Below are 25,164 nucleotides of genomic sequence, written 5' to 3'. Positions count from 1 at the left end.
GAGGCGTGCATAACATGCTGAGAAGAACCGTGCTTGGCGCGCTGGCTTCCCTGGCCGCATTGGCCGCCGATTCGTCGTTTTCCGCCGCGCGTGCCCGCACGCCCGCGCCGCCGAACGCCGAGGCCTACATCATCTGGCCGCCGGACGGGGCCGTGATCACGGGCGGCAAGCTATGGGTGCGCATGGGCTTGCGCAACATGGGCGTATGTCCGAAGGGCGTCGATCTGCCGAACGTGGGGCATCACCATCTGCTCGTCGATACCGATCTGCCGCCGCTCGATCAGGAGATCCCGTCCGATCGCAATCACCTGCATTACGGCGCGGGCGAAACCGATGCTCGCCTCGAATTGCCGCCGGGCAAGCACACCTTGCAGTTGCTGATGGGCGACTACAACCACGTTCCGCACGACCCGCCGGTGTATTCGAAGAAGATCACGATCATCGTGAAATGAGCTGTGCACTTGCCGAGGGCACATGACATGAAAAAACGATCCGCTGATGCGCTCGCGCTGCCGCGTTCGCTCCTCGTCGCCGCCACGCTCGCGACGGCGTTCGCCGCGCCTCATGCACTCGCCGGGACGACGCCCGCGCCGGCCAACGCGTATGCGTACATCGGCTTTCCGAACGATGGCCAGACCGTGCCCGCGGGCAAGCCGTTCCGCGTCTGGTTCGGGCTGCGTTTCATGGGCGTCGCGCCGCGCGGCGTGAAGTTTCCGAACACGGGGCATCATCATTTGCTGATCGATGTGGACCTGCCGCCGATGGATCAGGAGATTCCATCGGATCGCAATCATCTGCACTACGGCGCCGGCGAAACCGAAACGATGATCGAACTGCCGCCGGGCAAGCACACGCTTCAGCTTTTGATGGGCGATGACAAGCACATACCGCATAACCCGCCCGTCTATTCCCGAAAGATCACGATCTACGTCAAGTAAGTCCGGGCGCCGCGTGATGCATCGAGCGGCGCCTTTCCCGGTTGCTTTCATCCAACTCGTATCCGCGTGCGTATCGCGGAGGGGGTCGTTCGTCCCCTGCAAATCGCACGGGTGTCGCCGGGCAACCGACAGTGAAGATCGGAAGTGTCGGGCGGGCAGCATCATCGGCTTAGAAGGACAGATGCAGCGTAAATCGGCGCAGCCCATATGCAGCACGGCGCGCAGAGAAAAACGCATGACGTATGACGCGATTGGCACAGCCTGTGCATTGAATGGCGGCGAGCAGACAAGTTGCTCCGAGCCACCACCGAATGCGCGACGCGCACCCAAGGAGAGCGGAAATGAAGACGCTGACCATCAAGGACCTTCCCGTCACCGAAGATCTCGACACGCGTGCGATGTCGGCGGTGCGCGGCGGCTCCGCGGTCCTGTTTCCCGGCTTCATCTCGATGAACGGCACGACGCTCTCGATGCCGTTCAATCCGCAGCAGATCATCAATCAGACGCAGACGACGTTCAATCAGAACGGCAGCAACATCGCCTTCGCCGAAGCGCTGAAGTCGCAGTCGACGGTCACGCCGACGCAGAGCGCGAAGAACATCGCCAACGTGAACTTCGGCATCGCGGGCGATCTCGCATAAGCGAAACGTCGCGAGGAATGAACCGGATATCGGTGCGGTAAGCATCGAGGTAGTCGCAGCAAAGGCGGGGCGCGGGGAGCTTCGCCGTAACACCGCCCTCAGCATCGGGCGTAGTGGTTCGCGCGCGGGTCGCATCCGTCGCCGGACCGCGTCACGACGACGCGCGACGTGCCTCAAGAGCACGCGCGCGCAACGTGACTTAACCCGTATGGAGTCGCGGCGCGCCGTGTGATTTACTTGAATGACCGGACGGCCGGCGCCGTGCTTCTCACCCATGAAACTGACCGTCGGTGCGCGTTCACCGGGAGCGAGATCGTGCGAGCCTTGTTGCCATCGTTAGGGCTGGTTGCAGCCGCGCTGCTTTCGGGCTGCATCGACGTGACGCCGCCGACGTATCAGCGGCCCGACACGCCCGAGAAAACCGCCTTCACGAAGACCGACGCAGCGAAGGTCGCCGCATCCGACACGATCCGGCCCGACTGGTGGAAGCAGTTCAACGACCCGTATCTCGACTCGCTGGTTGAAAAGGCCATCAGCGGCAACTTCGACATCAAGGTGCTGGCCGCGCGCATCCAGGTGGCGGGCGCGCAGATCGGCGAGGCGCGCGCGGGCGCGTTGCCGTCGATGGATCTCGGCGCGGGCGCGAGCTTCGAGAAGACGACCGGCCAGCAGTTCTCGAAGCAGTACAACCTGGCGACGCAGGTGAGCTGGGACATCGATATCTGGGGCTCGGTGGAGAAGGGCGTGCAGGCGCAGAAAGCCGAATTCCGCGCGACCGAGGCCGACTGGCGCGCCGGTTATCTCGAACTCGTCGCACTCGTCTCGACGACGTACTTCCAGATTCTCCAGTTCGACGATCAGATCGATCAGCAGAAGCAGACCATCGCGACCAACCAGCAGATCCTGACGATCTTCGAGGGCATGCAGAAGAACGGCCTCGTGCCGAAGACGCAGGTGCTCACGCAGCGCGCCGAACTCAACCGGCTGACGCGCGAGTTGCTGGAGTTGCGCCGCTCGCGCGATCTCGCGAACAACGCGCTCTCGACGCTGATGGGCGTGCCGGCAGGCGAGTTCCGGATGCCCGACGGCAAGCTGCAAAAGCGCGTGCAGATTCCGCCGGTGCCGGAGGGATTGCCATCGCAGTTGCTCGCGCGTCGCCCCGATCTGATCGCGGCCGAATATCGCGTGCTCGAAGCGTATGACCTCGTCGGCCAGGCGAAGCTCGCGCAACTGCCGACCATCAACCTGACTGGACGCGCGGGCACTGCAAGCTTTCAACTGACCGATCTCCTGAAGATCTTCACGCTGAGTTTCGTGCCGAGCATCAATATCCCGATTCTAGATCCGTCGGTGCGCGCTCACGTCAAGACGACCGAGGCGCAGACGACGGTGGCCGAACAGCAATATCGCAGCACGGTGATGAACGCGTTCGAAGAAGTGGAGAACGCGCTGGTCAATCTCGATTCGCATACGAAGCAGCGCGTCGAGCTGCAACAGGAAGTGGACCAGTTGACGATCGTCGCCGCGCAGATCGACGCGCAACTGAAAGAGGGCGTGATCTCGCAGCTTCAGGTGTTCGAGACGGAGCGCACGCTGCTCGCGGCGCAACTCGCGCTGCTCGCGAACCATCAGCAAATTCTGTCGGACACGGTGACGCTTTATAAGGCGCTCGGCGGCGGCTGGCCGACCGTCGATGTGCAAAGCGCAAGCAAGGACGGATTGAAGTGAAGCACTCCATGAATAATGTGCACCAAATTAATAATATGAATTGCTAACGATCGTGCCGAATCGCTTATGGATGGCGTGATGCAGCGGTGCAGCACGATTGACTACGACGATGCGTGACTTAAACTCTCAACAGCCGCCGGCTGCAAATGACTTCGATTACGGCGCGGTCCAACTTGTCCATGCGCCCGACGTTGCCGGGCAATCCTCTGGCGCGTCGGCGGCAGCGGCTGGACGTACCTCGTGACATGGACATGGCTCAAGGCTTTTCCGTGGCGGATCCGCAGCCGAGCGTGGGCGAGGCGTTCGACGTCGTCCTGAAGCCCGCGCCGCATGGCGAGCTTGCGCGCGAGCTGGCGGAGAGACTCACGGAGATCCGTATCGACGAAAATCTCTTCGCTATCGGCCGCGCCGAAGCGCCGTTCGATACGAGTCCGCCCGAAGCCGTGGCGCAGCTCTCGCGCCGTCATGCGCGCATCTTCATCGAGCACGGGTTCGTCTATATCGCCGATCTCGCCAGCAAGAACGGCACGGCCGTAAATGGCACGCCCGTGCGCGAGACGCCCGCGCGCGTGCGAAGCGGCGATGTCATTTCGTTCGGCAGCAAGCTGTCGTATCGCGTGCAGTTCGCGCCGCGCGCGCGGCGTCCGAATGCGCCGAAACCAATCGGCCTCACGCTTACGCCGCAGCGCGACGATCTCGGTCTTCAGCCGATCGAACTCGCGCAGTTTCCGTTTCTCGTCAGCAAGACCGATGACACGTTTTCGCGTTATCGCGATGAGTATCCGCATCAGGTCAATTACGTGTCACGGCGCCACGCGCATGTGTTCATCAAGGGCGGCGCGCCGTTCGTCGAGGACCTCGGCAGCACCAATGGCACGTTCGTGAACGGCGAGCGGCTCGGCGCGTCGGCGGTCGAACTGAAGAACGGCGATACCGTCGCGTTCGGCGGAACGCACTTCGCGTACGTGGTGCATCTGCACGGCGACGAAAGCGAATCGACGCTCACGGAAATCGTCGCGCAGGTCGCCGCGCCATCGCACGACGACGAATCCGACAGCGACAAGACGACCTTCGTCGGCTCGGCGCATTCGTTTCTCGACATCTTCTGCGTCGATCAGGCCGCGGCGCGCGAGGATGAAGTCAACGAAGAGGCGCAGCCGACACCCGCCGAGGAAAAGCGCCCGGACGCGCGCGCCGCGAAGCGCAGCAAGTTCGGGCTCTTCGTGTCGGAGTTGCGCCGTGTGCTCGCGAACGACGATGCGCGCGCCGCGCGCCGCACGCGCATCATCGTGGCGTGCGTGCTGACGGCGCTCGTTGCAGTCGGCGCCGCGCTCTTCTATAGCGGTTCGAACGAGCGTGAGGCCAAATCGCTGATGGAGCACGGCGAGTACGCCGAGGCCGCGGCCGTCACGAACGATTATCTGAAGACGCATCCGAAGGACGCGCCGTTCACGTCGATGAACACCGAGGCCGTGCTCAAGTCGAACGTGCCGCGCTGGCTTGCTGCACTGAAAAAGGGCGATTTCGCGAACGCGGACGCGATCATCGCGCAGATGCGTTCGCTCAGCGAGCACAACGCAGACGTGCATTCGCTTATCGACGAACTCGAATGGATCGGCAAGCTGGAAAGTTTTGTGATGAGCCGTGGCGGCGCCGAAGCGCCGATCCGCATGTACGGCGACGAGCCGCGCATCGGCGCAATCCTGAAGCATTGGGAAGCGGACGCGGCGGGACATCAGCGCGATCTGGACCGCATCGCGGGCTATGTGCCCGAGTTCCGCGATCCGTATGCGCTCGCGCTGAGTCATCTGCGCAAGCTGCAAAGCGACGATTCGGTGTATCTCGCGGCCATCGAGAGGCTCGATGCGAGCATCGCGAAGAATCTCGGCCAGGACGATCCCGATGCGATCGGCGCGGCGTTGAAGGAATATGCGGACAAGTATCCGCGGCTCGCGGGTCTCGATCGCGTGCGCGCCGATCTCGATGCCTACGCGGGCTTGCGACGCAGCATCAACGGTGCGAGCCTCGCGCCGCTCGCGGGTTCGGTCAGCAAGGCCCATTTCTCGACGCCGCCGTTCCAGGAAAAATTTCGGCAGATGACCGCGAGCCAGTTGCCGCCGCCCGACGTGCTCGCGCAATACACGAGCGTCGCGGATGCATGGAATCGCGGACAGAGCGCGCAGGCGATCGACGCGCTGCAAAAGCTGCCTCAAGGCTCGTGGACGCAGACCGTGCAGAAGGAACTCGCGCACAAGAAAGCCGTGGCCGCGCAGTTCGCCGAGCTGCAAAAGGCGCGCGGCTCGAAGGGCTACGAAGACGCGCTGCTGTCGTTCTACGAGACGCTCGATCTCGAGAGCGACGCGTTCTACGCGAAAGCCGTCGCGCCCGAATTCACCGCGTTGAAGGACAGGGCGACGGCCCGCGCGCAAGCGTTGATGACGCAGGCGCAAACGTCGTGGCAGCAGTATCGGACGAACGGCGGCATCGGCGGATCGCAGCGGCTCGAATCGGGCGTCTCGGATGTGTTCCGGACGCAGGCACGGCTGCTGTCCGACGCGGAAGACGCGGCCACGCGCGGCATGCGTATTTTCCGGCAGGTTAAGGCGGACAGCGCGACGGCGAAGTGGACCGCGCTCGCCAATGAGATCAGCACCGAAGCGGATCTGCAACGGCGTTCGCTGCAGGATCTGCGGATGGTGCTCGAACCGGGGCTTCTCAATACCAAGCTGAGTCTGATCGGCGGAGGCACGAGCAGTGAAGAGAGACGCACACCTTAAGCCGCTGTCGGAGGCGCTAGGCGAACACGGCGCCGAAGGCATCGCGATTCTCACGGCGGAACCCGCGCGGCTCACGCAGGGCCTTGTCTTCGCGATGGTGGCGCTCGTCGCGTCGGCGCTCGTGTGGTCGTTCGTCGGCCATGCGGACGTGATGGTGACGGCGCAAGGCACGCTCGCGCCGGAATCGGAAGTGCGGCGTTTCTATGCGCCGATCGACGGCGAGCTCGCCGATCTCTATATCGCCGAAGGGCAGCCCGTGCGCAAGGACGATGTCGTCGCGCGCCTGAATGCGCGCGGTGCGATCGAAGCGGCGACCAATGCGCTCGAAGCGCAGCTCAAGCTCGACGATGCCGAGCGCGAATGGAAGCAGTTCCCCGAAAAGAAGCTGCTGATGGAGCGCAAGATCGCCGCGCTCAAGGATCAGATGGATGTGGAAGAGCACCAACATCAGCAGCGCGTGGCCGAAGGCACGAGCAAGCTCGCGGAAGGTCAGAAGGCGCAGTTGCAGGAAGCGCGCAGCACGCTCGAAAACGCGCGCCGCGCCCGCGATGCCGCGAAGGTCGAACTCGACCGCTTTCAGCGTCTGCTCGCGTTGCCGGGCGGCGGCGGCATTGCGGAAGCGCAGGTCGATCAGAAACGCAATGCCTATCTCGAAGCGGACGGCGCGTATCGCGTCGAGCAATCGCGGCTCGCGGAACTCGACTTCCGTCTGAGTCACGATTTCACGCAGGCCAAGCGTCAACTGGAAACGAGCGGTCAGGAAGCGACGAGCCTGCGTCTGCAATACGAAGCCGCGATGCGCGAAGTCGCGAGCACCGAAGACAAGTTGCGTTTGCAACTACAGACCGCGCGCCTCGTCGCGGATGCGGCCGCGCGCATCAAGTTCGAGAACATCGACAAGGACAATTTCCTGTTGATTCTCGCGCCGGTGTCCGGCGTGGTGACGGACGTGACATCGACGCAGCCCGGCGACAAGATACAGGCGAACACGCCGCTCGGCGGCATCGCGCCGGCCAATGCGAAGCCGGTGCTCAAGATCGAGATCGCCGAGCACGACCGCGCGTTTCTGCGCGAAGGGCAGCGGGTGAAGCTCAAGTTCAATGCGTTTCCTTATCAGCGCTATGGCGTGATCGAGGGCACGCTCGCGTTCATTTCGCCCGCGACCAAGCCGAGCCCGACGAGCAAGCAACCCGTCTACGAAGGACGCGTGACGCTCGATCGCGATTCCTATCAGATCGCGGACACGAAGTATCCGCTGCGTTACGGCATGACGGCGACCGCTGAGATCGTCGTGCGCGAGCGGCGCCTCATCGATCTCGGGCTGGATCCGTTCCGCAATGTAGCGGGATAAATATGGGGGGTTACACGGGCGCCGCAACGCGAACATGATCCGCAATTCAACATGGAACCGAACGGAGAACGATATGACGGCGATTGTGCGTATCGACGACGAAGTGGTCGACGTCGGCGAATTCATCAGGTTATTGAAGTTGAATGGTCAGTTCGACAGTCTCATCGAGCAGCTCGTGCGCGACAAGCTCACGGTGCGCGCGGCGAAGAAGTCGGGTATCGCCGTGAGCGACGATGAAATCCAGAATCGCGCCGATCAGTTCCGGCGCATTCGCGGTCTGCATCGCGCGGCGGACATGAACAATTATCTCGATGCGCTGCATGTGAGCCTCGACGAGTTCGAGGTCTTCATCACCGACACGCTGTATCAGGAAAAGATGCTCGACAAGGTAGGCACGGCGCGCGAGATCGAAGAGTACTTCCAGCTCAACTCGCCGAAGTTCGACAGCATCGAAGTCAGTCATATCCTGCTCGACACCGAAGGCAGCGCGAAGGAAATGATCTCGTATCTGAACGACGATCCCGACAGCTTCGCCGACATGGCGCGCGAGCACTCGCTCGCCGACACGCGCGACGCGGGCGGCGTGATCGGCCGCGTGATGCGCGGACAGATGAAACCGGACGTCGAGGCGAAAGTCTTCAACGCGGAGGTCGGCGATCTGCTCGGGCCGTTCGTATCGGCGGACGGCGCATCGTATGAGATTTTCGCGGTGACGGCGAAGTATCCGGCGAAGCTCGACGAGGACGTGTCCGCGGAAATTCGCCGCCTGCTGCGCGAAGACTGGATGATGGCGCGCGCGCAGGAACACGTCATCGAAGCACGCTGATCGACCGGAACGCGACACGACATGGACGCTCCATCGAGCCTTGATTCGCCTGCCGACTTTCTTTCGTCGGTGGAGATTCTTTCGCCCTTCACGCGCGAGGAAATCGAGCAATTCGCGGCGCAAGCGGAGTCGCGGCGCTTCGGTTTCGGCGAGACCGTGTGCAACGCGGGCGATGCGGCCGATGGACTCTATATCGTGAAAGCGGGGTCCGTGCGTATCTTCACCGAAGAGCACGGCAAGGAAATCAGCATGGGGGTGAAGAAGGAGCGCGAGACCTTCGCGGATATCGCGATGCTGCGCGACTATCGCCATGAGTCGTCGGTGCGCTCCTCCGGCAAGACCGAGCTGCTGTTCATCCCGCGCACGGCGATCGACCCCGTCATCGCGAAGAATCCCGCCGCGCTCGCCTTCGTCACGAGCTATGTCGCCATTAACTCGGCGGGCGGCTTCGTCGCAAAGCTCTTCGATCTGCGCGGCAAGCTCGACAAGGCCGAACTCGAAGAATGCGTGCGCAGCGTCGGCGTGAAGCGTGTCGCGGAAGGCAAGGAGATTCTCAAGCAGGAGTCGCGCGACGACCGGCGTCTCTATGTCGTGCGGCAAGGCGAAGTGCGGATCGTGCGCGAAGAGGGCGGCGAGCGGCATGTGCTCGCGACGCTCGGTCCCGGCGAGATCTTCGGCGAGAAGGCCTGCGTGATGCGCCAGGAGCAGATGGCCTCCGCCATCGCGAGCACCGATACGCGCCTGCTCGTGATTCCCGAGAAGACCGTGCACTTCATCATCGAGCGAAACGTGAAGCTGCGCGAAGTGCTCGAAGAGCGCATCCGCTTCACCGAGCGCGAATTGCAGCGGCAGAAGAAGATCACCGAGCGCCGCAAGCTGCCCGCAATGCTCGATCTGCACACGAAGCCCGAACTGGGCGAGCGCGTCATCAAGCGCTTCGCGTGGATCGAGCAGGCGGAGGAGATGGATTGCGGCGCGGCCTGTCTCGCGATGATCTGCCGTCACTACGGCATCAACATGACGCTCGGCAAGCTGCGCGAACTGGCCAACGTCACGACATCCGGCGCGACGCTGGATTCACTCGCACGCGCCGGCGAATCGCTCGGCTTCACGACGCGCGGCGTGCAGTGCACGTTCGAATCGTTGCGCGGCTTCGAGATGCCGTTCATCGCGCATTGGGAGGGATACCACTACATCATCGTCTATGGCGTGTCGAGCGAGAACGTATGGGTCGCGGACCCGGCGATCGGCTTCAGGAAGATGACCGTCGGCGAGTTCGAGCGCGGCTGGAGCGGGACGTGCCTGCTTTTCACGCCGGGGCAGGATCTCACGCAAAAGGCCGTGTCGCGTTCGCCGTGGCTGCGTTTCGTCGGCTATCTGAAGCCGTACAAGAAGATCCTGCTGCATCTCTTTCTCGCGACCTTCGTCATTCAAGTGCTGGGCGTGATACCGCCGCTCATCATCCAGAACATTCTCGATGGCGTGATCGTGCATCAGAACGTGAACCTGCTTCATGTGCTGATCGCAGGGCTCATCATCGCGAGCCTGTTCACGCAGCTCATGACGACGATACGTGCGTATCTCGCGAACTTCATGGTCCGCAACATGGACTTCGCGATGATGTCGCAGTTCTTCAGGCACACGTTCTCGCTGCCGTTCGGCTTCTTCGCGAAGCGCAAGACCGGCGATGTGTTCGCGCGCTTTCAGGAGAATCACACGATTCGCGCGTTTCTCACCGAATCGACGGTATCGACCGTGCTGAACCTGCTGATGATCTTCATCTACTTCACGATCATGTTCCTCTACAACGTGAAGCTCACGTTGCTGCTGATTGCGTTCGTCATCCCGATGATGGTGCTCACGGTCGTCGCGACGCCGCGCATCAAGCAGAACGCGCGCGAAACGTTCTCAGCGGGAACGGATGCGCGTTCGTATCTGATGGAAGCACTCGGCGGCGTCGAGACGGTGAAGGGCATGGGTATCGAGCGCGCGGTGCGTCTCAAGTGGGAAAAGAAGTATGCGAAGTCGCTCGAAGTGCAATACAAGTCGCAGCGCTTCAATATCGTGGTGGGCTTGTGCAGCCAGTTGCTCAATGCGGCGACGACCATCGGCGTGTTATGGGTCGGCGCGAATCTCGTGCTTGCGCGCGAACTGACCATCGGGCAACTGATCGCGTTCAATGCCTACATGGGCAGCGTGCTCGCGCCGCTGATGGGTCTCATCAACTTGTGGAGCCTGCTGAACGATGCGGGCGTCGCGATGGAGCGGCTCGGCGACGTGCTCGATATCGAGCCGGAGCAGAAGCCCGAAGACATGCAGCAGCGCGTCATGCTGCCCGACCTGCAGGGCGATATCAGTTTCAACGGCGTGTACTTCCGTTATGGTGAAGGCGATGCGCCCTACGTGCTGGAGAACATCAGCTTCGATATCAAGCCGGGCGAGCTGATTGCGATCGTCGGGCGCAGCGGCTCCGGTAAAACGACGCTCGCGAAACTGCTCGTCGGTTTCTATGCGCCGAGCGAAGGCAAGATGACCGTCGATGGCTACGATATCAACGTCGTCGATAAAGGTTTCTTTCGCGCGCAGATCGGCTATGTGATGCAGAGCAACCTGCTGTTTTCGGGGACGATCGCGGAGAACATCGCGAGCGGCGATGAAGCGCCGGACAGAAGGCGTATCGAAGAAGTCGCGAAGATGGCCGACGCGCACGCGTTCATCGCGAAGATGCCGCTCGGTTATGAGCAGGTGGTCGGCGAGCGCGGCGTAGGATTGTCGGGCGGACAGATTCAGCGCTTATGCATCGCGCGGGCGCTGTATCACGATCCACGTCTGCTCGTATTCGACGAAGCGACGTCCGCGCTCGATACGCAATCGGAAAGCAATATTCTCGGCAACATGCAGGAGATTTTGAAAGGGCGCACGGCGGTCATCATCGCGCACCGCCTTTCGACGATCATGCGCGCCGACAAGATTCTCGTGCTGTACGAAGGCGGCATCGTCGAACAGGGCAAGCATGACGAACTCGTCGCGAGAAAGGGCATGTACTACCAACTCGTGCAAAAGCAACTGAGCGCAGCATGAAAATACTCGACCAACCGGAAAGCGATACCAGCGCGCCCGCGTCATCGGCGATTTCGTATGCGGGGCTCATCGAGAAGATCGAGATCTTGCGCTCGACGCTTCGATGGACCTCGCGGCTCGAGCGTCCCGAGATCGAAAAGCTGTTGCGGCAGGCGAGCACCCTGCGCGACGAAGTCATGCAACTGTCGCACAAGGAGCGCTTCGTGCAGGCGGCGGCCGCCGAACCGAAGCGCGATCTTCCGCCGGGCGCGCGGCGGCAGGCGCTGATCGAACGCAGCTTCGTATTCGAAGGCACGTTCGGCGATAACCCGAAGTTGCTGGAAGCGCTGGAAATCGCGGAAAAAGCCGCGCCGACGGACTTGCCGGTATTGATCGATGGCGAAAGCGGCACCGGCAAGGAATTGATGGCGAAGGTCATTCACGCGAACGGATTGCGTGCCGACAAGCCGTATATCTCGGTGAACTGCGGCGCGATTCCGGACAATCTGCTGGAGTCCGAACTATTCGGGCATCGCAAGGGCGCGTTCACCGGAGCGAGCAATGATCGCAAGGGAAAATTCGAAAGCGCGCACACGGGCACGATCTTTCTCGACGAGATCGGCGAACTGCCTTTGCAGGGGCAGGTGAAGCTGTTGCGCGTACTGGAAGCGCATGAAATTCAGCGCGTGGGTTCGGACGAGCCCATCGCGGTGGATACGCGCATCGTCGCGGCAACGAATCGCAACTTGCGCAAGTTCTGCGACGAGGGGCGTTTTCGCGAGGATCTGTTTTATCGGCTGAGCGTCATTCATCTGACGCTGCCTGCTTTGCGTGAACGGCGCGATGAAATTCCGCTGCTGCTCGCGTATTTCGGCGACGAAGCGGCCGCGACATTGAAGCGCCGGCCGGTGAAGTTGTCGCCGCGGCTACGGGATTTTCTGCGCAACTATGACTATCCGGGGAACATCCGCGAGTTGCGGAACGTGGTGTACCGGCTCGCGTGTCTTGCGGGCGATATGGCCGACATCGATCATCTGCCGGTCGACATACGGCCGAAGTCATCGCTCTCGCTCGCAATGGGCGGGCCGGCGGCGAGCGGAAACGGCATCGCGACGGCGAGCTCGCTCGCGGAAGCGAAGCGCGTCGCCAGCGACGAAGCGGAGCGCGCGTTTCTCGAACGAGGCTTGCAGGAAACCGGCGGAACGGTGGCCGAGCTTGCGAGACGGTACGAGATGAACCGCTCGCATCTGCAGATGCTTTTGAAAAAGCACGGGCTGCATTCGAAGGAGTTTCGAGCCGCGGCGCAGAAGAACAAGGAGGCGGGCGGTTGAGCCGCCTTTATATCGACGGATTCACCTGCGTCTTATCCGTCGCCATCAAATCGACCGCATGCGCGACGACCACTGAAATATTGTCGCGCCCGCCCCGCGCGAGCGCGATTTCCAGCAGCCTTTGCGCGGCGACATCGCAATTGCCCGGCGCGAGCTCGCTCATCATTTCGGCTTCGCTGACTTCGTTCGATAAACCGTCGCTGCATAGCAGGAACGTATCGCCGTCGTTCAGGGCGAGCGTGTTCTCGTCGAGTTCGAGCACATCGAGCGCGCCGACCGCGCGCGTGATCAGATGCTGCGCCGGATGATGCAGCGCTTCTTCCGCCGTGAGTTGCCCGCGCGCCTTCAGTTCCTCGACGTGGCTGTGATCGCGCGTGAGCTGCACGAGCCGTCCCTGGCGCAGCAGATAGATGCGGCTGTCGCCGGCCCATACATAACCGCACGCGCCATCGCGCGCAGCGAGCACGACGACCGTGCTGCCGATGCGCGACACCTGGCGCCGCGCCGCTTCCGCACGCAGCTTGTCGTTCACGTCGAGAAGACGCGCGCGGGCATCGGCGATGGTGCCCGCAAGATCGTTCGCCGGCGATACCTTCGCGAGGCTCTCGATCACCATCCGGCTCGCCAGATCGCCGACCGCGTGGCCGCCCATGCCATCGGCGACGGCCCACAGTCCGCGCTCGGGCGCATCGAGCAGCGCGTCTTCGTTGATCTGCCGGACGCAGCCCGTGTCGGTGCGGGCGGCGGATGTCCATCGAAACTCGGTGGTGAAGGTCACGGCAACCTCCGGAATGCTGGGTGACGCGGCGTCGGGCGGGCCTTGCGGACGATCCCGCTCATTGTGTACCAACGCGCGTCCGAAGCGAATCTTGATCTGCACCGCTTTAGCCCGCGCGATTCCCCGCGACCGAATTCGGGCTGACGGTAAGGCTCGCGCCGTTGCCCGTATTGCTGACCGCGACGTTCTGAAACTGATTGACCATCTGGCCGACCGTGATGTTCGTCACGTTATTGGTGATGTTGTTCGTGACCGCGTAGATGTTGTTGGTCACATCGATCAGGGTAATCGCGCCGGCTGCGGCCCCGCCGCCCGATGAACGCTCCACGAAAGGCGTGATCCAGCCGAACACCCACGGCGCACCGCCTCCGCCGCTGATGGCCGACATCGCCGCGTGATCCAGCACGCGGTCGTATTCGAGATCGCTGACGGTCAAGGCGCACATGTCGTTTCTCCGGGATGGCCTGTGAGCAGGACGCACGGATCAATGCAAGGCCCATGCCGACGCACGCCAAATGGCGGAGATTGCGTCCGAATCGCCGATGGGACGGCGTTCTGGCGGCATCGGCCAAACGGGGCTGGCTGCATGCCGAATCGCATCCGTTGGATCGTCGCCAACAAGCGATGTTGGCGTCGCGCCGCATAACCAACACACGCGGCGCGCGTCCGATCGGCCCGCACGACGCGAATTCTGGTGCAGCAGGTCCAACAAACGCGCAAGAAAACTGTTGGCCGATGAAAAACACAACGCCGTCGAAACACGCTCCCGATTCCGCAATAACCACGCGTAATCAATGACTTATCGACACTGGCAAGGAAGATGCAAAAGGCTAGGCAACCCGGCGCCGAACAAACACCTGGCGCCAGGCAAAGAAAAATCGGAGCCAGCCATGTCAACCATCCAGCAAATCGGACTGATCGAACAGCAAGCCGCCGCGAACGGCTTCTCGCTCGACGACGAACCCGCGCTCGGCACCGAACTCGTCACGCGCCGTTCCGGCTATGAACATCACGGCATCTACGCCGGCAACGGCATGGTCATCCACTATGCCGGTTTCGCGAAGTCGCTGCATCGCGGCCCGGTCGAGGAAGTCCCGGTCGAGCAGTTCGCCGCCGGTCATGAAGTCACGATCCGCCAGAACCCGGCCGCGAAGTTCGTCGGCATGGAAGCGGTGCGCCGCGCCCGCAGCCGCCTCGGCGAAGACAACTATCACCTGCTCACCAACAACTGCGAGCACTTCGTTACGTGGTGCCTCGACGGCCGCGCCCGCAGCCGTCAGGTGCAAGCGTGCTTCATCGATCCCCACGCGGCCGTCAGAGCCGTGGCGGGACTCTTCCGCGCCTATGTCGCCGCCGAACGCCGCCGCCGCATGAATGTGGCGCTCGCAGCCTGAACCTCACGTTTTGCCGATCGATTCCGAGGAGACCATCATGCAAACCACCGAAAACTCGCTGCACTGGGCCGTCGACAAATGGCTCGCCCCGACTGCCGCGCATCCGGCACGCGTCGTGCGTCTGTGCCGTTCGCATGTCACCGGCGCGCGCTACGTCTGCATCGAGGCGCAGCATCCGGGCGGCCCGCTCGCGATCATCTTCTTCCGCCATGACGACGGCACCTGGAACGTGTTTCCGCCGCAAGCGAAGCGTCCGTCGATGAGCGCGGCGCGCCTCGCCGCCTGAAGGCGCGTACGATCGGCCGGGACGCGTCGGGCGGCCCCGGCTTTGACACGGCAATCCCGCTGCCGCTACTCTAGGCGCATCGTCGCGGCCATTTGGATGAAGCCGCCGGTCGCACGGAAGCAGCAGGTCGTGGTAGTTTTGCGTCCGTGAACCAGATCGTACATTTTCGAGGTATTGCCGATGACCCAGCCCGACTCCTCTTCCTCCGCCCGCGCGACGCCCGATTCGAACCTCGGCGACAATCCGCTCGGCATCGCGGGGCTGGAGTTCGTCGAGTTTTCCAGCCCCGATCCTGAAGGGCTCGCCCGACTGTTCGAGACGCTCGGCTTCGTGCCCGTCGCGCAGCACATCAGCAAGGCGGTGACGCTCTTTCGCCAGCGCAGCATGAATTTTCTGTTGAACGCGGAGCCGGATTCGTTCGCGTCGCGCTTTGCCGAGTCGCATGGCGTCGGCATCGCGGCGATCGGCATTCGCGTGCTCGATGCGCAGGTCGCCCACGAGCGCGCGCTCGAATACGGCGCGTGGGATTTCGAGGGCGAAAAAATCGGCCCGAACGAGCTTGCGATTCCGGCGATTCAAGGCATCGGCGATTCCCATATCTATTTCGTCGATCACTGGCCGGGCAAGAACAGCGGCGAGACATCGATCTACGACATCGACTTTCGTCCGATTCCGGGAGCACGCGCGGATCTCAACGGCACCGGCCTGCTCGAAGTCGACCACTTCACGCAGACGGTCGGCGCAGGCCGCATTCAGGAATGGCTCGATTTCTATCGGGAAGTGCTGCACTTCTCGGAGATTCATCAGGTGCATCCAGACTGGCACGTCTCGCAGGATTCCGCCGTCACGCTTTCGCCGTGCGGCTCGATCCGCATTCCGGTGTACGAGGAAGGCACCTATCGCACGGATCTGATGCAGCAATATCTGCCCGATCACGAAGGCGAGGGCGTGCAGCATATCGCGCTGGCATCGGCGGATATTTTCGCTTCCGTCGATGCATTGATGGCGCGTGGCGTGCGCTTCCTGCAGCCGCCGCCGCGCTATTACGACGAGATCGACGAGCGTCTGCCGGGCCACGGTCTCGACATCGGAAAGCTGCGCACGCGCGGCATTCTCGTCGACGGCGAGATTCTCGGAGACGGCACGCCGCAGCTTTTTCTGCAGACGTTCGTCGAGCGCAAGCCCGGCGACATGTTCTTCGAGATCGTCGAGCGGCGCGGGCATCACGGATTCGGCGAGGGCAATCTCGCCGCGATCGCGAAGGCGCGCGGCTGACGCGACTCATTGCACGACGACCGTCCCCGTCATGTGCGGATGCAGCGAACAGAAGTACTTGTACGTGCCCGGTTTGTCGAACACATGCGAGAAGCTGTCGCCGCTGTCGAGCGGATCGGACTTGAAGCTCTTTCCCTCGTCGGCGACGGTATGCAGCATGTCGTCGTGATTCACCCACGTCACCTTCGTACCGACGGGCACGGTAATCGTCGCCTGATTGAACGCGAAGTTGTCGATGGAAACGGTCGGCGCGTTCGCCAGCGCGACCTGTTGCGCGGGTTCTGCCGCGCACGCCGACGGAATCGCCACGCCGATGACGCCTTTCACGACCAGCGCAAGCGCGGCCTGGCGCAGCAGCTTGCCGGCGAGCGGGCGGAGATTGTCGGGCGAAACGTAGTGCGCAATCGTCGATGCGATCATGACTGCACCCCCGCGAGCGACGTATCGGTGACGGCAAGTTGCCCGCGTCCCGCGATATGCGTGACTTCGCGCAGGCCGAGCATCGTGCGCAATTGTTCGGATGGCACTTTCATCGGCCCCGGACCGGACGGTGCGCCCGGCGCGGGCTGCGGAAACGCCGTCGACATCGCCGAATAAAAGCGCATCTCTCCCTCCACTTTCTGCGCCACCTGATGGACGTGGCCGTTCAGCACCGTTACCGAGCCGAAGCGTTTCAAGAGCGCGAGCGCCTGCGCGCTGTCGTCGGTGCCCCATCCCCATTGCGGATACAACGCCCACAGCGGAATGTGCGCGAACACGACGATCGGCGTGCTGCTCGATTTGCCCTGCAGATCCGCCTTGAGCCACGCGAGCTGCGCATCGCCGAGAAAGCCGAGGCCGCCGCCCTTCAGGTCGATCACGTTGGTCAGGCCGATGAAATGCACGCCGCCCTGATCGAAGCTGTACCAGTGACGCGTGCTGCCTTTGCCGTATTGCCCGGAAAAGCGGTCGAAAAACGCGTTGCCTTCTTCGACCAGCACGTCGTGCTCGCCGGGAACGTAATGCACGTCCATGCCCGACTTGCCGATGATCTGCGTCGCCGTGTCGAATTGCGCGGGCTTCGACAGATGCGTGATGTCGCCCGTGTGGATCATGAACGCGGGGCGTTTTTCCATCGCGCTCACGCGGTTGATGGCTTCTTCGAGCGTGCTCGTCGGCTCCGTGTTCGGATCCTTGTTGAAGCCGATGTGACTGTCGCTGATCTGCACGAAGCTGAACGAGCCGGTCTGCTCGGCCGCTTCCGCCGAAGAGATCAGGCGCGAAACGGGCACGCCGCCGCTCACCGTCCAGATGACGCCGGCGCCCGCCCAGGCCATGCACGAAAGTGCGGTGCGGCGGCGCTTGCCGTGCTCGTCGAGTTCGTCGCGTTGCTGCGCGGGCGGCAGTGCGTTCGGGTCGGGTTTCATGATGGTTCCTTTGATGATGACGGCCGCGGTTCTTGTCGTTCGAATCGGTGAAGTCGGGCCCACGGCGGTCGGTGCATGGGCGCGAAGCCGGCGATGCCCGTTGCGGCGGGCAGGATCGCGTTGGCATCCGTCCATCGAACCAGCGAATGCGGCGGGATATTCCCGCTATATTTTTTTGAGTCGCCGTTGCAAACGGGAATAAAGCGCCCGCGTGAGGAGTAACGGATGGGAAGGCGCGGAAAAGCGATGCCGCCGCGCCCGAACGAAGTTTTCCGAACGTGATTGTGGAAAGGAGACCCGCGCGATGTGGCCAGGCAGGTCGAAAGAAGACAGGTCCGGGCGCCGCGGCCAGGCGGACGCCGAGGCGGCACACGCGCGCTTCGAAGCGACGGTGATGCCGCATCTGGACGCCGCGTACAACCTCGCGCGCTGGCTGTCGGGCAGCGCGAACGATGCCGACGATGTCGTGCAGGAAGCCTATCTGCGCGCGTTCCGTTTCTTCGGCGGATTCGAAGGCGGCGAGGAGGCGAACGCGCGTGCGTGGCTGCTCGCGATCGTGCGCAATACGTGGTTCACGGAATGGCGGCGGCGCGTGCAACTCGCCGACGCGACGCCCTACGACGAGGAACTGGGCGGCGACGAAGCCTTGCCGGGATGGTCGGAGGAAGGCGCGGCCGATCCCGAAACGCTCGCCGTGCGCCGCGACGAAATTCATCTGGTGCATCGCGCGCTGGAGGCGCTGCCGATCGCCTTTCGCGAGGTGCTGGTGTTACGCGAACTCGAAGACATGAGCTACAAGGAAGTCGCTTCCGTGACCGGCGTGCCGATCGGCACGGTGATGTCACGGCTCGCGCGCGGCCGCAAGATGCTGGCGGGGGCGGTGCGCGCGGCCCAGGGCGGGCAGGACAAGCCGAGCGTGCGCCTCGTGCGCCGCGCGGGACCGGGTCACGCAGAGGAGTCGGGAAATGGAAAATAACGACATTGCCTCGCTCGATGCGAGGCTTACCGATGGTTCGCTGTATCAGCGCGCGCCGGTGCATCTGCGCACGCAAGTGCTGGCGCGCGTGCGGGCTCAGGCCGAGGAAGAGGCGTGCAGGCGCGAGCCGGCGCGTCCGGCGAAACGCGGCTCGCGCAATCCGTTTGCCGCGCCGTGGCCGTTCTTCGGCGGCGCATTCGCGGGCGCGACGCTCTCGGCGCTCGTGCTCGGCACGATGCTGTGGTTCCAGGCGCTGCCGCTCGTCTCGTCCGTATCGACGGGCTCGCCCATCGCGCAGGAGATCGTGTCGAGCCATGTGCGCGCGCTGATGTCGGATCGTCCGATCGACGTGTTGTCCAGCGACAAGCACACGGTGAAGCCGTGGTTCAACGGCCGGATCGACTATGCGCCGCCGGTGATCGATCCGGCGGGTCCGGGCTTCGCGCTCGTCGGCGGACGGCTGGATTACATCGATCATCGGCCGGTGGCGGTCGTCGTGTATCGCTACCTGAAGCATCCGATCGACGTGTACGTATTTCCCGAGCGCAAGGGCGAAGCGAAGACGGAGCCGGTCGTCACGCAATCCGACGATGGTTACGCGCTCGCGCGCTGGAATCACGATGGCATGACGTTCTGGGCCGTCACCGATGCATCGGGCGCGGTGCTGCGTCAGTTCGCGCACGCGATCGAAACCGGTGCGCCGCGATAACAAGTGCATCGCGCAAACGCTGTCATCGCTGCGATAGCCTGAAGAGTGCGCAAGGTTACGCGCGGTCATCCTCCGGGATGCCGCGCGTTTTTTTCTTTGGCGTTACGCGTATACCCGCTGTTTTCTCCGTTTCGAAAGCCATGAAAACGCTTTGGGATGCTGTCTAAATTCGCATCTTTTCCGGGTTATGCCGGGCTTTGCACAGTTGCGATGCATCGGGTGTGGGCTAACGCTCGTGCTCTTCGGGTATGTCCGAATATGGTCATATCCTTACATTTTTCTAAACTCGCTCACAGTCTATGTAATCGATAACGCGGAATGCGTTTAAAAGGCATTGCGAAATTCGCCGCGTTGCATGGGACTTTCAAATAACGAATCAGGCGACGGAGACACACATGAAGATGAAGCTCATTGCGAGCACGCTCGCGTTCGGCGTTTTCTCGTTGGCGCACGCGGCCGACCCGATCAAGATCGGCGTCGATGGTCCGTTCACGGGCGGTTCGTCTTCCATGGGTGTCAGCATGCGCGATGGCGTGCGTCTTGCCACCGCCGAGATCAACAAATCGGGCGGCGTGCTTGGGCGTCAGATCGTGCTGGTCGAGCGCGATGACGAAGCGAAGAACGAGCGCGGCGTGCAGATCGCGCAGGAGCTCATCAACAAGGAGAAGGTTGTCGCGGTTGTCGGCTATATCAACACGGGCGTAGCGCTCGCATCGCAGCGCTTCTTTCAGGAAGCGAAGATTCCGGTGTTCAACAATGTCGCGACCGGCACGGTGGTGACGAAGCAATTCGACGATCAGCCCGATAACTACGTGTTCCGCAACGCTGCCGCCGATCGCATTCAGGCACCGATGATCGTCGAGGAAGCGGTGACGAAGCGTGGCTTCAAGAAGGTCGCGATTCTCGCCGATTCGACCAACTACGGCCAGCTCGGCCGCGAGGATCTGGAAAAGGCGCTTGCCGCGAAAGGCGTGAAGCCCGTCGCCGTGGAGAAGTTCAACATCAAGGACGTCGACATGACGGCCCAGTTGCTGAAGGCGAAGGAGGCGGGTGCGGAAGCGGTGCTGACTTACGGCATCGGGCCCGAGCTTGCGCAGATCGCGAACGGCATGGCCAAGCTTGGATGGAAGGTGCCTTTGATCGGTAGCTGGACGCTTTCGATGGCCAATTACATCGACAATGCCGGCACTAACGGCGAAGGTGCGCGCATGCCGCAGACTTTCATTCAGGAAGCGAACACGCCGAAGCGCAAGGCCTTCATCGAGGCTTATCTGAAGGAATTCAAGCCGAAGAACGAGCGGATCGATTCGCCGGTTTCTGCTGCCCAAGGTTACGACTCGGTGTATTTGCTTGCTGCGGCCATCAAGCAGGCGGGGACGACGGATGGGCCGAAGGTCAAGGAAGCGCTCGAGAATTTGAACACTAAGGTGGAAGGTGTCGTGATGGTGTACGACAAGCCCTTTACGAAGGGCGATCACGAGGCTATTACGCCGAATGTGCCGGTTATCGGGGAGGTGAAGGGCGGGCGGGTGATCTATGCGTATGACGCCGATAAGAAAGGCGGCGGGACTCTGCGGTCCAAGCAGACCACTACTGCTTCGAATTGATTTTTTTATATCGCCGGATCCCGTTTTTTTAGTGGTCTATTAGCGTTGCCCCTGTGCGGGGCGGCACCTACTTTCTTTGCTGCTGCAAAGAAAGTAGGCAAAGAAAGCAGCTTTTCAAGCCCGCGGTCACACGCAATTTGGGTAGTTCTCTCGTCCTCGATGGCACTCGCCTAAAGAGTGCCCTCAAAGGACCAATCGGGCTTGGCTCGCGCACGGTCTGACGAACCAGTTTTCGAAGGGCGCTGGTTCAGCACGAAAGAGCTTCGGCACAGCGCTACGCGCTGCCGCTGGGTCTGCAAGGGAAACCGGCGAGCGGCGAGTGCCGTGAGATGGAGGCGTTAGTAGAGAAGCACATGCATCCCCGATTGACCGGTCGGCCGCGAAGCGGGCCGGAGCTATTTGGTGCTGAACCAGCTTGTTGTGTGGTGCGACGAGGCGGACCGTGCGCGAGCCAAGCCCGGTTGGGCCTATGAGGGCACTCTTTAGGCAGCCCACGAAGGACGAGAGGACTACCCAAATTGCGTGTGACCGCGGGCGTATCGGAAGCTGCTTTCTTTGCTTACTTTCTTTGCAGCAGCAAAGAAAGTGAGTGCCGCCCCGCACAGGGGCAGTGCTAATAGACCGACGCGAGAGCGGGATCCGGCGACGACACCGAGCCGACACGAAAACGCGATCCAGCAAAACAGCATCACGCAAAAGCTATAGACCGAAGCGAAATCAGGAATCTCAAGAAGCGCAGACCTGCACAAGAAAAACCCCGACCATGATCCTCCTTCAACTCGTCTATAGCGGCATAGCACTCGGCATGATCTACGCCGTGATCGCGTTCGGCTATCAACTCACCTTCGCCACATCCGGCACGCTGAACTTCGGCCAGGGCGATGCCCTGATGCTCGGCGCGCTCGTCGGCCTCACGCTCGTATCCGCTGGCGTCAACTACTGGCTGATGATTCCGCTCGTGTGTCTCTTCGGCCTCACGCAGGGCGCGTTCGTCGAACGCATCGGCGTGCGGCCCGCCATCAAGATCAAGTCCGAGTTCGGCTGGATCATGTCGACGATCGCGCTCGGCATCATCTTCAAGAACGTCGCGGAAAACGTCGGGGGCCGCGACGATCTGCGCTTTCCTTCGCCCCTGCCCGAAGCGCCACTGAAGGTCTTCGGCGCAAACGTGCTGCCGATGGAACTGCTCGTCGTCGGCGGCGCGCTCGTGATGATGCTCGCGGTCGAGTTCTTCAACCGCAAGACGATCTTCGGCAAGGCCGTGGTCGCGACCGCGAACGATCGCGATGCAGCGTCGCTCATGGGCATCAACACCGGCCTCGTCATCACGTTTTCATATGCGCTTTCCTCGTTGACCGCTGCATTTGCAGGGGTTTTGATCGCGCCGCTGACATTGACCGGCGCGACGATGGGCGCGGTGCTCGGCCTCAAGGCGTTTGCCGTGGCGATCATCGGTGGCTTGTCGAGCGGCATGGGCATCATCGTCGGCGGGATGATCCTGGGCATCGCAGAGACGACGACCGGCTTCTATATCTCCACCGGCTACAAGGACGTGCCGGGACTCGTGCTGCTCTTGATCGTGCTCGCGGTCAAGCCCGCAGGTCTCTTCGGCAAGACGGCGATCAAGAAAGTCTGAGGCGGCGACGATGAAAACAAAAAACTGGATCGCGGCGCTCGTCGGACTCGCCGCACTCGCAATTTTCCCGGTGGCGTCGGGCAATCCGTACTACATCCACCTCGTCGAAACCATCATGATCTACGCGATCCTGCTGTTCGGGCTCGATATCGTCGTGGGTTACACGGGGCAAGTGTCGCTCGGTCACGCGGGATTGTTCGGCGTGGGCGCATACACGGCGGGCGTGCTGTTCATCAAGCTCGGCATGCCGTTCTATCTGACCGCGCCGCTTTCGATTCTGATCACAGCCGGCTTCGGCGCGATCCTTGCATTGCCCGCGCTGCGCGTGTCCGGTCCGTATCTCGCGATGGTGACGCTCGCGTTCGGCACGATCATCCAGATTCTCATCAACGAGATGGATTTCCTCACCAACGGACCGATGGGTCTCAAGATCCCGAAGCCGATGTTCGCGGGACACAGGCTCGACGAGGTGCAGTACTACTGGCTCGTCGCGGCGCTGCTCGTCGTGTCGCTGATCGTCGTGCATCGCGTGCTGAAGTCGCATCTCGGGCGCGCATTCGAAGCGCTGCGCGACAGCCCCATCGCATCGGACTGCATGGGCGTGTCGGTGTATCGCTACAAGGTAATTGCATTCGTAATCAGTGCGGGATTCGCGGGCCTCGCGGGCTGCCTGTACTCGTATTCCGAGCAATACATTTCGCCTAACACCTATAACTTCGAACTGACCATCCTCTTCCTGCTCGCCATCATCATGGGCGGACGCAAGACGCGCACGGGCGCGATCATCGGTTCGACGGTGATCGTCATGTTACCCAAGCTGCTCGACGATATCTCCAACTTCCGCGTCGTCGCGACGGCGCTGGCGGTCGTCGTCGTCGCGGGCGCCGCGCTTGCGCTCGCGAAGAAGACCACGACGCCGCAGCGCGTTGCGGTGCCGATCGTCGGCACGGCGGGACTCGCGGTGTTTTCGTTCTGGATCGAGGCGCTCACCGACTGGCGTCTGACCATCTTCGGTCTGATGATCCTGCTCGTCGTTTATTACCTGCAGGATGGCATCGTCGGCTTCGTGCGCAAGACGCTGAACCTTGGCCGCGTGCGCGTGACGAAGGTCGATACCGATGAGCTCGCGAGCCATACGCGCCAGGACGATGCCGTCGCGGCGGTCGATACGGAAGGCGCGGATACGATCCTCGACGTGCGCGGCGTGCTGATGCAGTTCAGCGGCCTGAAGGCGTTGAACGATGTGAATCTCACTGTGAAGCGCGGCACGATCCACGGCCTCATCGGTCCCAACGGTTCCGGCAAGAGCACGATGATGAACGTGCTGACGGGCATCTATGTCCCGACTGCTGGCGCGATCGAATACGAGGGGCAATCGCTCGCGGGGCGTACGTCGTCGAAGATTGCGCTGTCGGGCATCGCTCGGACGTTTCAGAACGTGCAGCTCTTCGGCGAGATGACGGCTTTGGAGAATGTGCTCGTCGGCTTGCATCACACGTTCAGATCGAACATCGCGGATGTCGGCGTGATGAGTCCGCGATATCGGCGCGAAGAGCGCGCGGCGCGTGAGCGTGCGTTCAACATGCTTCGTTTTGTGGGCCTGGAGCATGTCGCCGGAGAGGAAGCGCGCAATCTGCCCTACGGCAAGCAGCGTCTGCTTGAAATCGCGCGTGCGTTGGCGCTCGATCCGCAATTGCTTCTGCTCGATGAACCCGCGGCCGGATTGACCGCGCCGGATATTCGCGAACTCGTCGCGATCATTCGCAAGGTGCGCAATCATGGCATCACGCTTGTGTTGATCGAGCATCATATGGATGTGGTGATGAGCGTTTGCGATACGGTTTCCGTGCTGGACTTCGGGCAGAAAATCGCCGAAGGGAAGCCTTCCGAGATTCAGGCTAATGAGAAGGTTATCGAGGCTTATTTGGGGGGACAGGCGGCGCAGGTGGCTTAGGTTTTGTTTTCGCCGGATCCCGTTTTTTTAGTGGTCTATTAGCGTTGCCCCTGTGCGGGGCGGCACCTACTTTCTTTGCTGCTGCAAAGAAAGTAGGCAAAGAAAGCAGCTTTTCAAGCCCGCGGTCACACGCAATTTGGGTAGTTCTCTCGTCCTCGATGGCACTCGCCTAAGTGTCGCCCTCAAAGGACCAATCGGGCTTGGATCGCGCACGGTCTGACGAGCTAGTTTTAGATGGCCGCTGGTTCAGCACGAAAGAGCTTCGGCACAGCGCTACGCGCTGCCGCCGGGTCCGCAAGGGAAACCAAAGGGCGGCGATTGCAGTGAGATGGAGACGTTAGTAGAGAAGCACGCGCGGACCCGATTGACCGGTCGGCCGCGAAGCGGGCTGGAGCTGTTTGGTGCTGAACCAGTTTGTTGTGTGGTGCGACGAGGCGGACCGTGCGCGAGCCAAGCCCGGTTGGGCCTATGAGGGCACTCTTTAGGCAGCC

At 62.2% G+C, this 25,164-nt stretch carries 21 protein-coding genes; 17 read left to right on the top strand and 4 right to left on the bottom strand.

Annotated features, from left to right (window positions below; genetic code table 11):
- Positions 1 to 14 precede the first annotated feature (14 nt).
- From NCS03_RS17715 to NCS03_RS17675, 9 genes are all read left to right on the top strand, one after another.
- Positions 15 to 452, top strand: a complete 438-nt coding sequence (locus tag NCS03_RS17715) for a DUF4399 domain-containing protein (protein ID WP_033537047.1) — start codon at positions 15 to 17, stop codon at positions 450 to 452.
- Between the two features lie 27 nt (positions 453 to 479).
- A complete protein-coding gene (locus tag NCS03_RS17710) occupies positions 480 to 938 on the top strand; it encodes a DUF4399 domain-containing protein (RefSeq protein ID WP_372492482.1) in 459 nt (152 codons plus the stop codon).
- Positions 939 to 1,279: 341 nt separating this feature from the next.
- Entirely contained in the window at positions 1,280 to 1,579 is a 300-nt protein-coding gene (locus NCS03_RS17705; RefSeq protein ID WP_008353246.1) for a hypothetical protein, read from the top strand.
- 315 nt (positions 1,580 to 1,894) lie between these two features.
- A complete protein-coding gene (locus NCS03_RS17700) occupies positions 1,895 to 3,307 on the top strand; it encodes an efflux transporter outer membrane subunit (RefSeq protein ID WP_239294402.1) in 1,413 nt (470 codons plus the stop codon).
- A gap of 251 nt (positions 3,308 to 3,558) precedes the next feature.
- Positions 3,559 to 6,084, top strand: coding sequence for an FHA domain-containing protein (locus NCS03_RS17695; protein WP_250529597.1), 2,526 nt, complete (start codon positions 3,559 to 3,561; stop codon positions 6,082 to 6,084).
- Complete coding sequence (locus NCS03_RS17690; RefSeq protein WP_008353252.1) at positions 6,062 to 7,435, top strand: beta-barrel domain-containing protein; 1,374 nt, start codon at positions 6,062 to 6,064, stop codon at positions 7,433 to 7,435. Before NCS03_RS17695 ends, NCS03_RS17690 begins: the two co-directional genes overlap by 23 nt.
- Before the next feature lie 73 nt (positions 7,436 to 7,508).
- Complete coding sequence (locus NCS03_RS17685; RefSeq protein ID WP_008353254.1) at positions 7,509 to 8,261, top strand: peptidylprolyl isomerase; 753 nt, start codon at positions 7,509 to 7,511, stop codon at positions 8,259 to 8,261.
- 21 nt (positions 8,262 to 8,282) lie between these two features.
- Positions 8,283 to 11,342 carry a peptidase domain-containing ABC transporter gene (locus tag NCS03_RS17680; RefSeq protein WP_008353255.1) on the top strand — a complete coding sequence of 1,020 codons (3,060 nt, stop codon included), beginning with the start codon at positions 8,283 to 8,285 and terminating at the stop codon, positions 11,340 to 11,342.
- Positions 11,339 to 12,652 (top strand): sigma-54 interaction domain-containing protein, encoded by a 1,314-nt coding sequence (locus tag NCS03_RS17675; RefSeq protein ID WP_250529496.1) that lies wholly within the window; start codon positions 11,339 to 11,341, stop codon positions 12,650 to 12,652. The genes NCS03_RS17680 and NCS03_RS17675 overlap by 4 nt, the downstream gene beginning before the upstream one ends.
- A 7-nt stretch (positions 12,653 to 12,659) precedes the next feature.
- On the opposite strand, the gene NCS03_RS17670 is transcribed toward NCS03_RS17675, so the two are convergent.
- On the bottom strand, positions 12,660 to 13,430 hold the full coding sequence (locus NCS03_RS17670) for a PP2C family protein-serine/threonine phosphatase (RefSeq protein ID WP_250435870.1): 771 nt from the start codon (positions 13,428 to 13,430) through the stop codon (positions 12,660 to 12,662).
- 106 nt (positions 13,431 to 13,536) lie between these two features.
- On the bottom strand, positions 13,537 to 13,875 hold the full coding sequence (locus tag NCS03_RS17665) for a hypothetical protein (protein WP_250435869.1): 339 nt from the start codon (positions 13,873 to 13,875) through the stop codon (positions 13,537 to 13,539).
- 445 nt (positions 13,876 to 14,320) lie between these two features.
- Between NCS03_RS17665 and NCS03_RS17660 the strand changes: the two genes are divergently transcribed.
- The 3 genes from NCS03_RS17660 (at position 14,321) to NCS03_RS17650 (ending at position 16,385) form a co-directional block, all read left to right on the top strand.
- Positions 14,321 to 14,824, top strand: coding sequence for a lecithin retinol acyltransferase family protein (locus NCS03_RS17660; protein WP_250440632.1), 504 nt, complete (start codon positions 14,321 to 14,323; stop codon positions 14,822 to 14,824).
- Positions 14,825 to 14,861: 37 nt separating this feature from the next.
- Complete coding sequence (locus tag NCS03_RS17655; RefSeq protein ID WP_033537064.1) at positions 14,862 to 15,110, top strand: hypothetical protein; 249 nt, start codon at positions 14,862 to 14,864, stop codon at positions 15,108 to 15,110.
- 180 nt (positions 15,111 to 15,290) lie between these two features.
- A complete protein-coding gene (locus NCS03_RS17650; RefSeq protein ID WP_250456796.1) occupies positions 15,291 to 16,385 on the top strand; it encodes a 4-hydroxyphenylpyruvate dioxygenase family protein in 1,095 nt (364 codons plus the stop codon).
- A 6-nt stretch (positions 16,386 to 16,391) separates the two neighbouring features.
- Here the strand turns inward: NCS03_RS17650 and NCS03_RS17645 are convergent, their stop codons facing one another.
- Together NCS03_RS17645 and NCS03_RS17640 are read right to left on the bottom strand one after the other, a co-directional pair.
- Positions 16,392 to 16,805 (bottom strand): cupredoxin domain-containing protein, encoded by a 414-nt coding sequence (locus tag NCS03_RS17645; RefSeq protein WP_008353264.1) that lies wholly within the window; start codon positions 16,803 to 16,805, stop codon positions 16,392 to 16,394.
- Complete coding sequence (locus tag NCS03_RS17640; RefSeq protein ID WP_175979380.1) at positions 16,802 to 17,791, bottom strand: metallophosphoesterase family protein; 990 nt, start codon at positions 17,789 to 17,791, stop codon at positions 16,802 to 16,804. Before NCS03_RS17640 ends, NCS03_RS17645 begins: the two co-directional genes overlap by 4 nt.
- A 304-nt stretch (positions 17,792 to 18,095) precedes the next feature.
- On the opposite strand from NCS03_RS17640, the gene NCS03_RS17635 reads away from it, so the two are divergent.
- The 5 genes from NCS03_RS17635 to NCS03_RS17615 all read left to right on the top strand — a co-directional run bounded on the left by NCS03_RS17635 (position 18,096) and on the right by NCS03_RS17615 (position 24,673).
- The gene (locus tag NCS03_RS17635) at positions 18,096 to 18,767 is read left to right on the top strand and encodes an RNA polymerase sigma factor (RefSeq protein ID WP_250440631.1); all 672 of its coding nucleotides are present in this window, start codon (positions 18,096 to 18,098) and stop codon (positions 18,765 to 18,767) included.
- Complete coding sequence (locus tag NCS03_RS17630; protein WP_175979379.1) at positions 18,757 to 19,476, top strand: anti-sigma factor family protein; 720 nt, start codon at positions 18,757 to 18,759, stop codon at positions 19,474 to 19,476. The genes NCS03_RS17635 and NCS03_RS17630 overlap by 11 nt, the downstream gene beginning before the upstream one ends.
- 395 nt (positions 19,477 to 19,871) lie before the next feature.
- Entirely contained in the window at positions 19,872 to 21,083 is a 1,212-nt protein-coding gene (locus NCS03_RS17625; protein WP_008353271.1) for an ABC transporter substrate-binding protein, read from the top strand.
- A 763-nt stretch (positions 21,084 to 21,846) separates the two neighbouring features.
- Complete coding sequence (locus tag NCS03_RS17620; RefSeq protein ID WP_250529495.1) at positions 21,847 to 22,719, top strand: branched-chain amino acid ABC transporter permease; 873 nt, start codon at positions 21,847 to 21,849, stop codon at positions 22,717 to 22,719.
- Positions 22,720 to 22,729: 10 nt separating this feature from the next.
- Positions 22,730 to 24,673 (top strand): branched-chain amino acid ABC transporter ATP-binding protein/permease, encoded by a 1,944-nt coding sequence (locus NCS03_RS17615; RefSeq protein ID WP_250529494.1) that lies wholly within the window; start codon positions 22,730 to 22,732, stop codon positions 24,671 to 24,673.
- The last annotated feature ends 491 nt before the right edge of the window (positions 24,674 to 25,164 follow it).

It is taken from the genome of Caballeronia sp. ATUFL_F1_KS4A (assembly GCF_023630905.1).
Taxonomy (GTDB): domain Bacteria; phylum Pseudomonadota; class Gammaproteobacteria; order Burkholderiales; family Burkholderiaceae; genus Caballeronia; species Caballeronia zhejiangensis.
The sequence above is the reverse complement of the archived record's forward strand: the minus strand, read 5'-3'. Positions and strand labels throughout refer to the sequence as shown.

Excerpts from the sequence above, each read along its gene's own strand:
- NCS03_RS17615 (WP_250529494.1), top strand. The coding sequence starts at position 22,730 with ATGAAAACAAAAAACTGGATCGCGGCGCTCGTCGGACTCGCCGCACTC.
- NCS03_RS17625 (WP_008353271.1), top strand. The coding sequence starts at position 19,872 with ATGAAGATGAAGCTCATTGCGAGCACGCTCGCGTTCGGCGTTTTCTCG.
- NCS03_RS17620 (WP_250529495.1), top strand. The coding sequence starts at position 21,847 with ATGATCCTCCTTCAACTCGTCTATAGCGGCATAGCACTCGGCATGATC.
- NCS03_RS17630 (WP_175979379.1), top strand. The coding sequence starts at position 18,757 with ATGGAAAATAACGACATTGCCTCGCTCGATGCGAGGCTTACCGATGGT.
- NCS03_RS17640 (WP_175979380.1), bottom strand. The coding sequence starts at position 17,791 with ATGAAACCCGACCCGAACGCACTGCCGCCCGCGCAGCAACGCGACGAA.
- NCS03_RS17635 (WP_250440631.1), top strand. The coding sequence starts at position 18,096 with ATGTGGCCAGGCAGGTCGAAAGAAGACAGGTCCGGGCGCCGCGGCCAG.
- NCS03_RS17710 (WP_372492482.1), top strand. The coding sequence starts at position 480 with ATGAAAAAACGATCCGCTGATGCGCTCGCGCTGCCGCGTTCGCTCCTC.
- NCS03_RS17680 (WP_008353255.1), top strand. The coding sequence starts at position 8,283 with ATGGACGCTCCATCGAGCCTTGATTCGCCTGCCGACTTTCTTTCGTCG.
- NCS03_RS17645 (WP_008353264.1), bottom strand. The coding sequence starts at position 16,805 with ATGATCGCATCGACGATTGCGCACTACGTTTCGCCCGACAATCTCCGC.
- NCS03_RS17675 (WP_250529496.1), top strand. The coding sequence starts at position 11,339 with ATGAAAATACTCGACCAACCGGAAAGCGATACCAGCGCGCCCGCGTCA.
- NCS03_RS17650 (WP_250456796.1), top strand. The coding sequence starts at position 15,291 with ATGACCCAGCCCGACTCCTCTTCCTCCGCCCGCGCGACGCCCGATTCG.
- NCS03_RS17660 (WP_250440632.1), top strand. The coding sequence starts at position 14,321 with ATGTCAACCATCCAGCAAATCGGACTGATCGAACAGCAAGCCGCCGCG.
- NCS03_RS17695 (WP_250529597.1), top strand. The coding sequence starts at position 3,559 with ATGGCTCAAGGCTTTTCCGTGGCGGATCCGCAGCCGAGCGTGGGCGAG.
- NCS03_RS17655 (WP_033537064.1), top strand. The coding sequence starts at position 14,862 with ATGCAAACCACCGAAAACTCGCTGCACTGGGCCGTCGACAAATGGCTC.
- NCS03_RS17705 (WP_008353246.1), top strand. The coding sequence starts at position 1,280 with ATGAAGACGCTGACCATCAAGGACCTTCCCGTCACCGAAGATCTCGAC.
- NCS03_RS17665 (WP_250435869.1), bottom strand. The coding sequence starts at position 13,875 with ATGTGCGCCTTGACCGTCAGCGATCTCGAATACGACCGCGTGCTGGAT.
- NCS03_RS17685 (WP_008353254.1), top strand. The coding sequence starts at position 7,509 with ATGACGGCGATTGTGCGTATCGACGACGAAGTGGTCGACGTCGGCGAA.
- NCS03_RS17715 (WP_033537047.1), top strand. The coding sequence starts at position 15 with ATGCTGAGAAGAACCGTGCTTGGCGCGCTGGCTTCCCTGGCCGCATTG.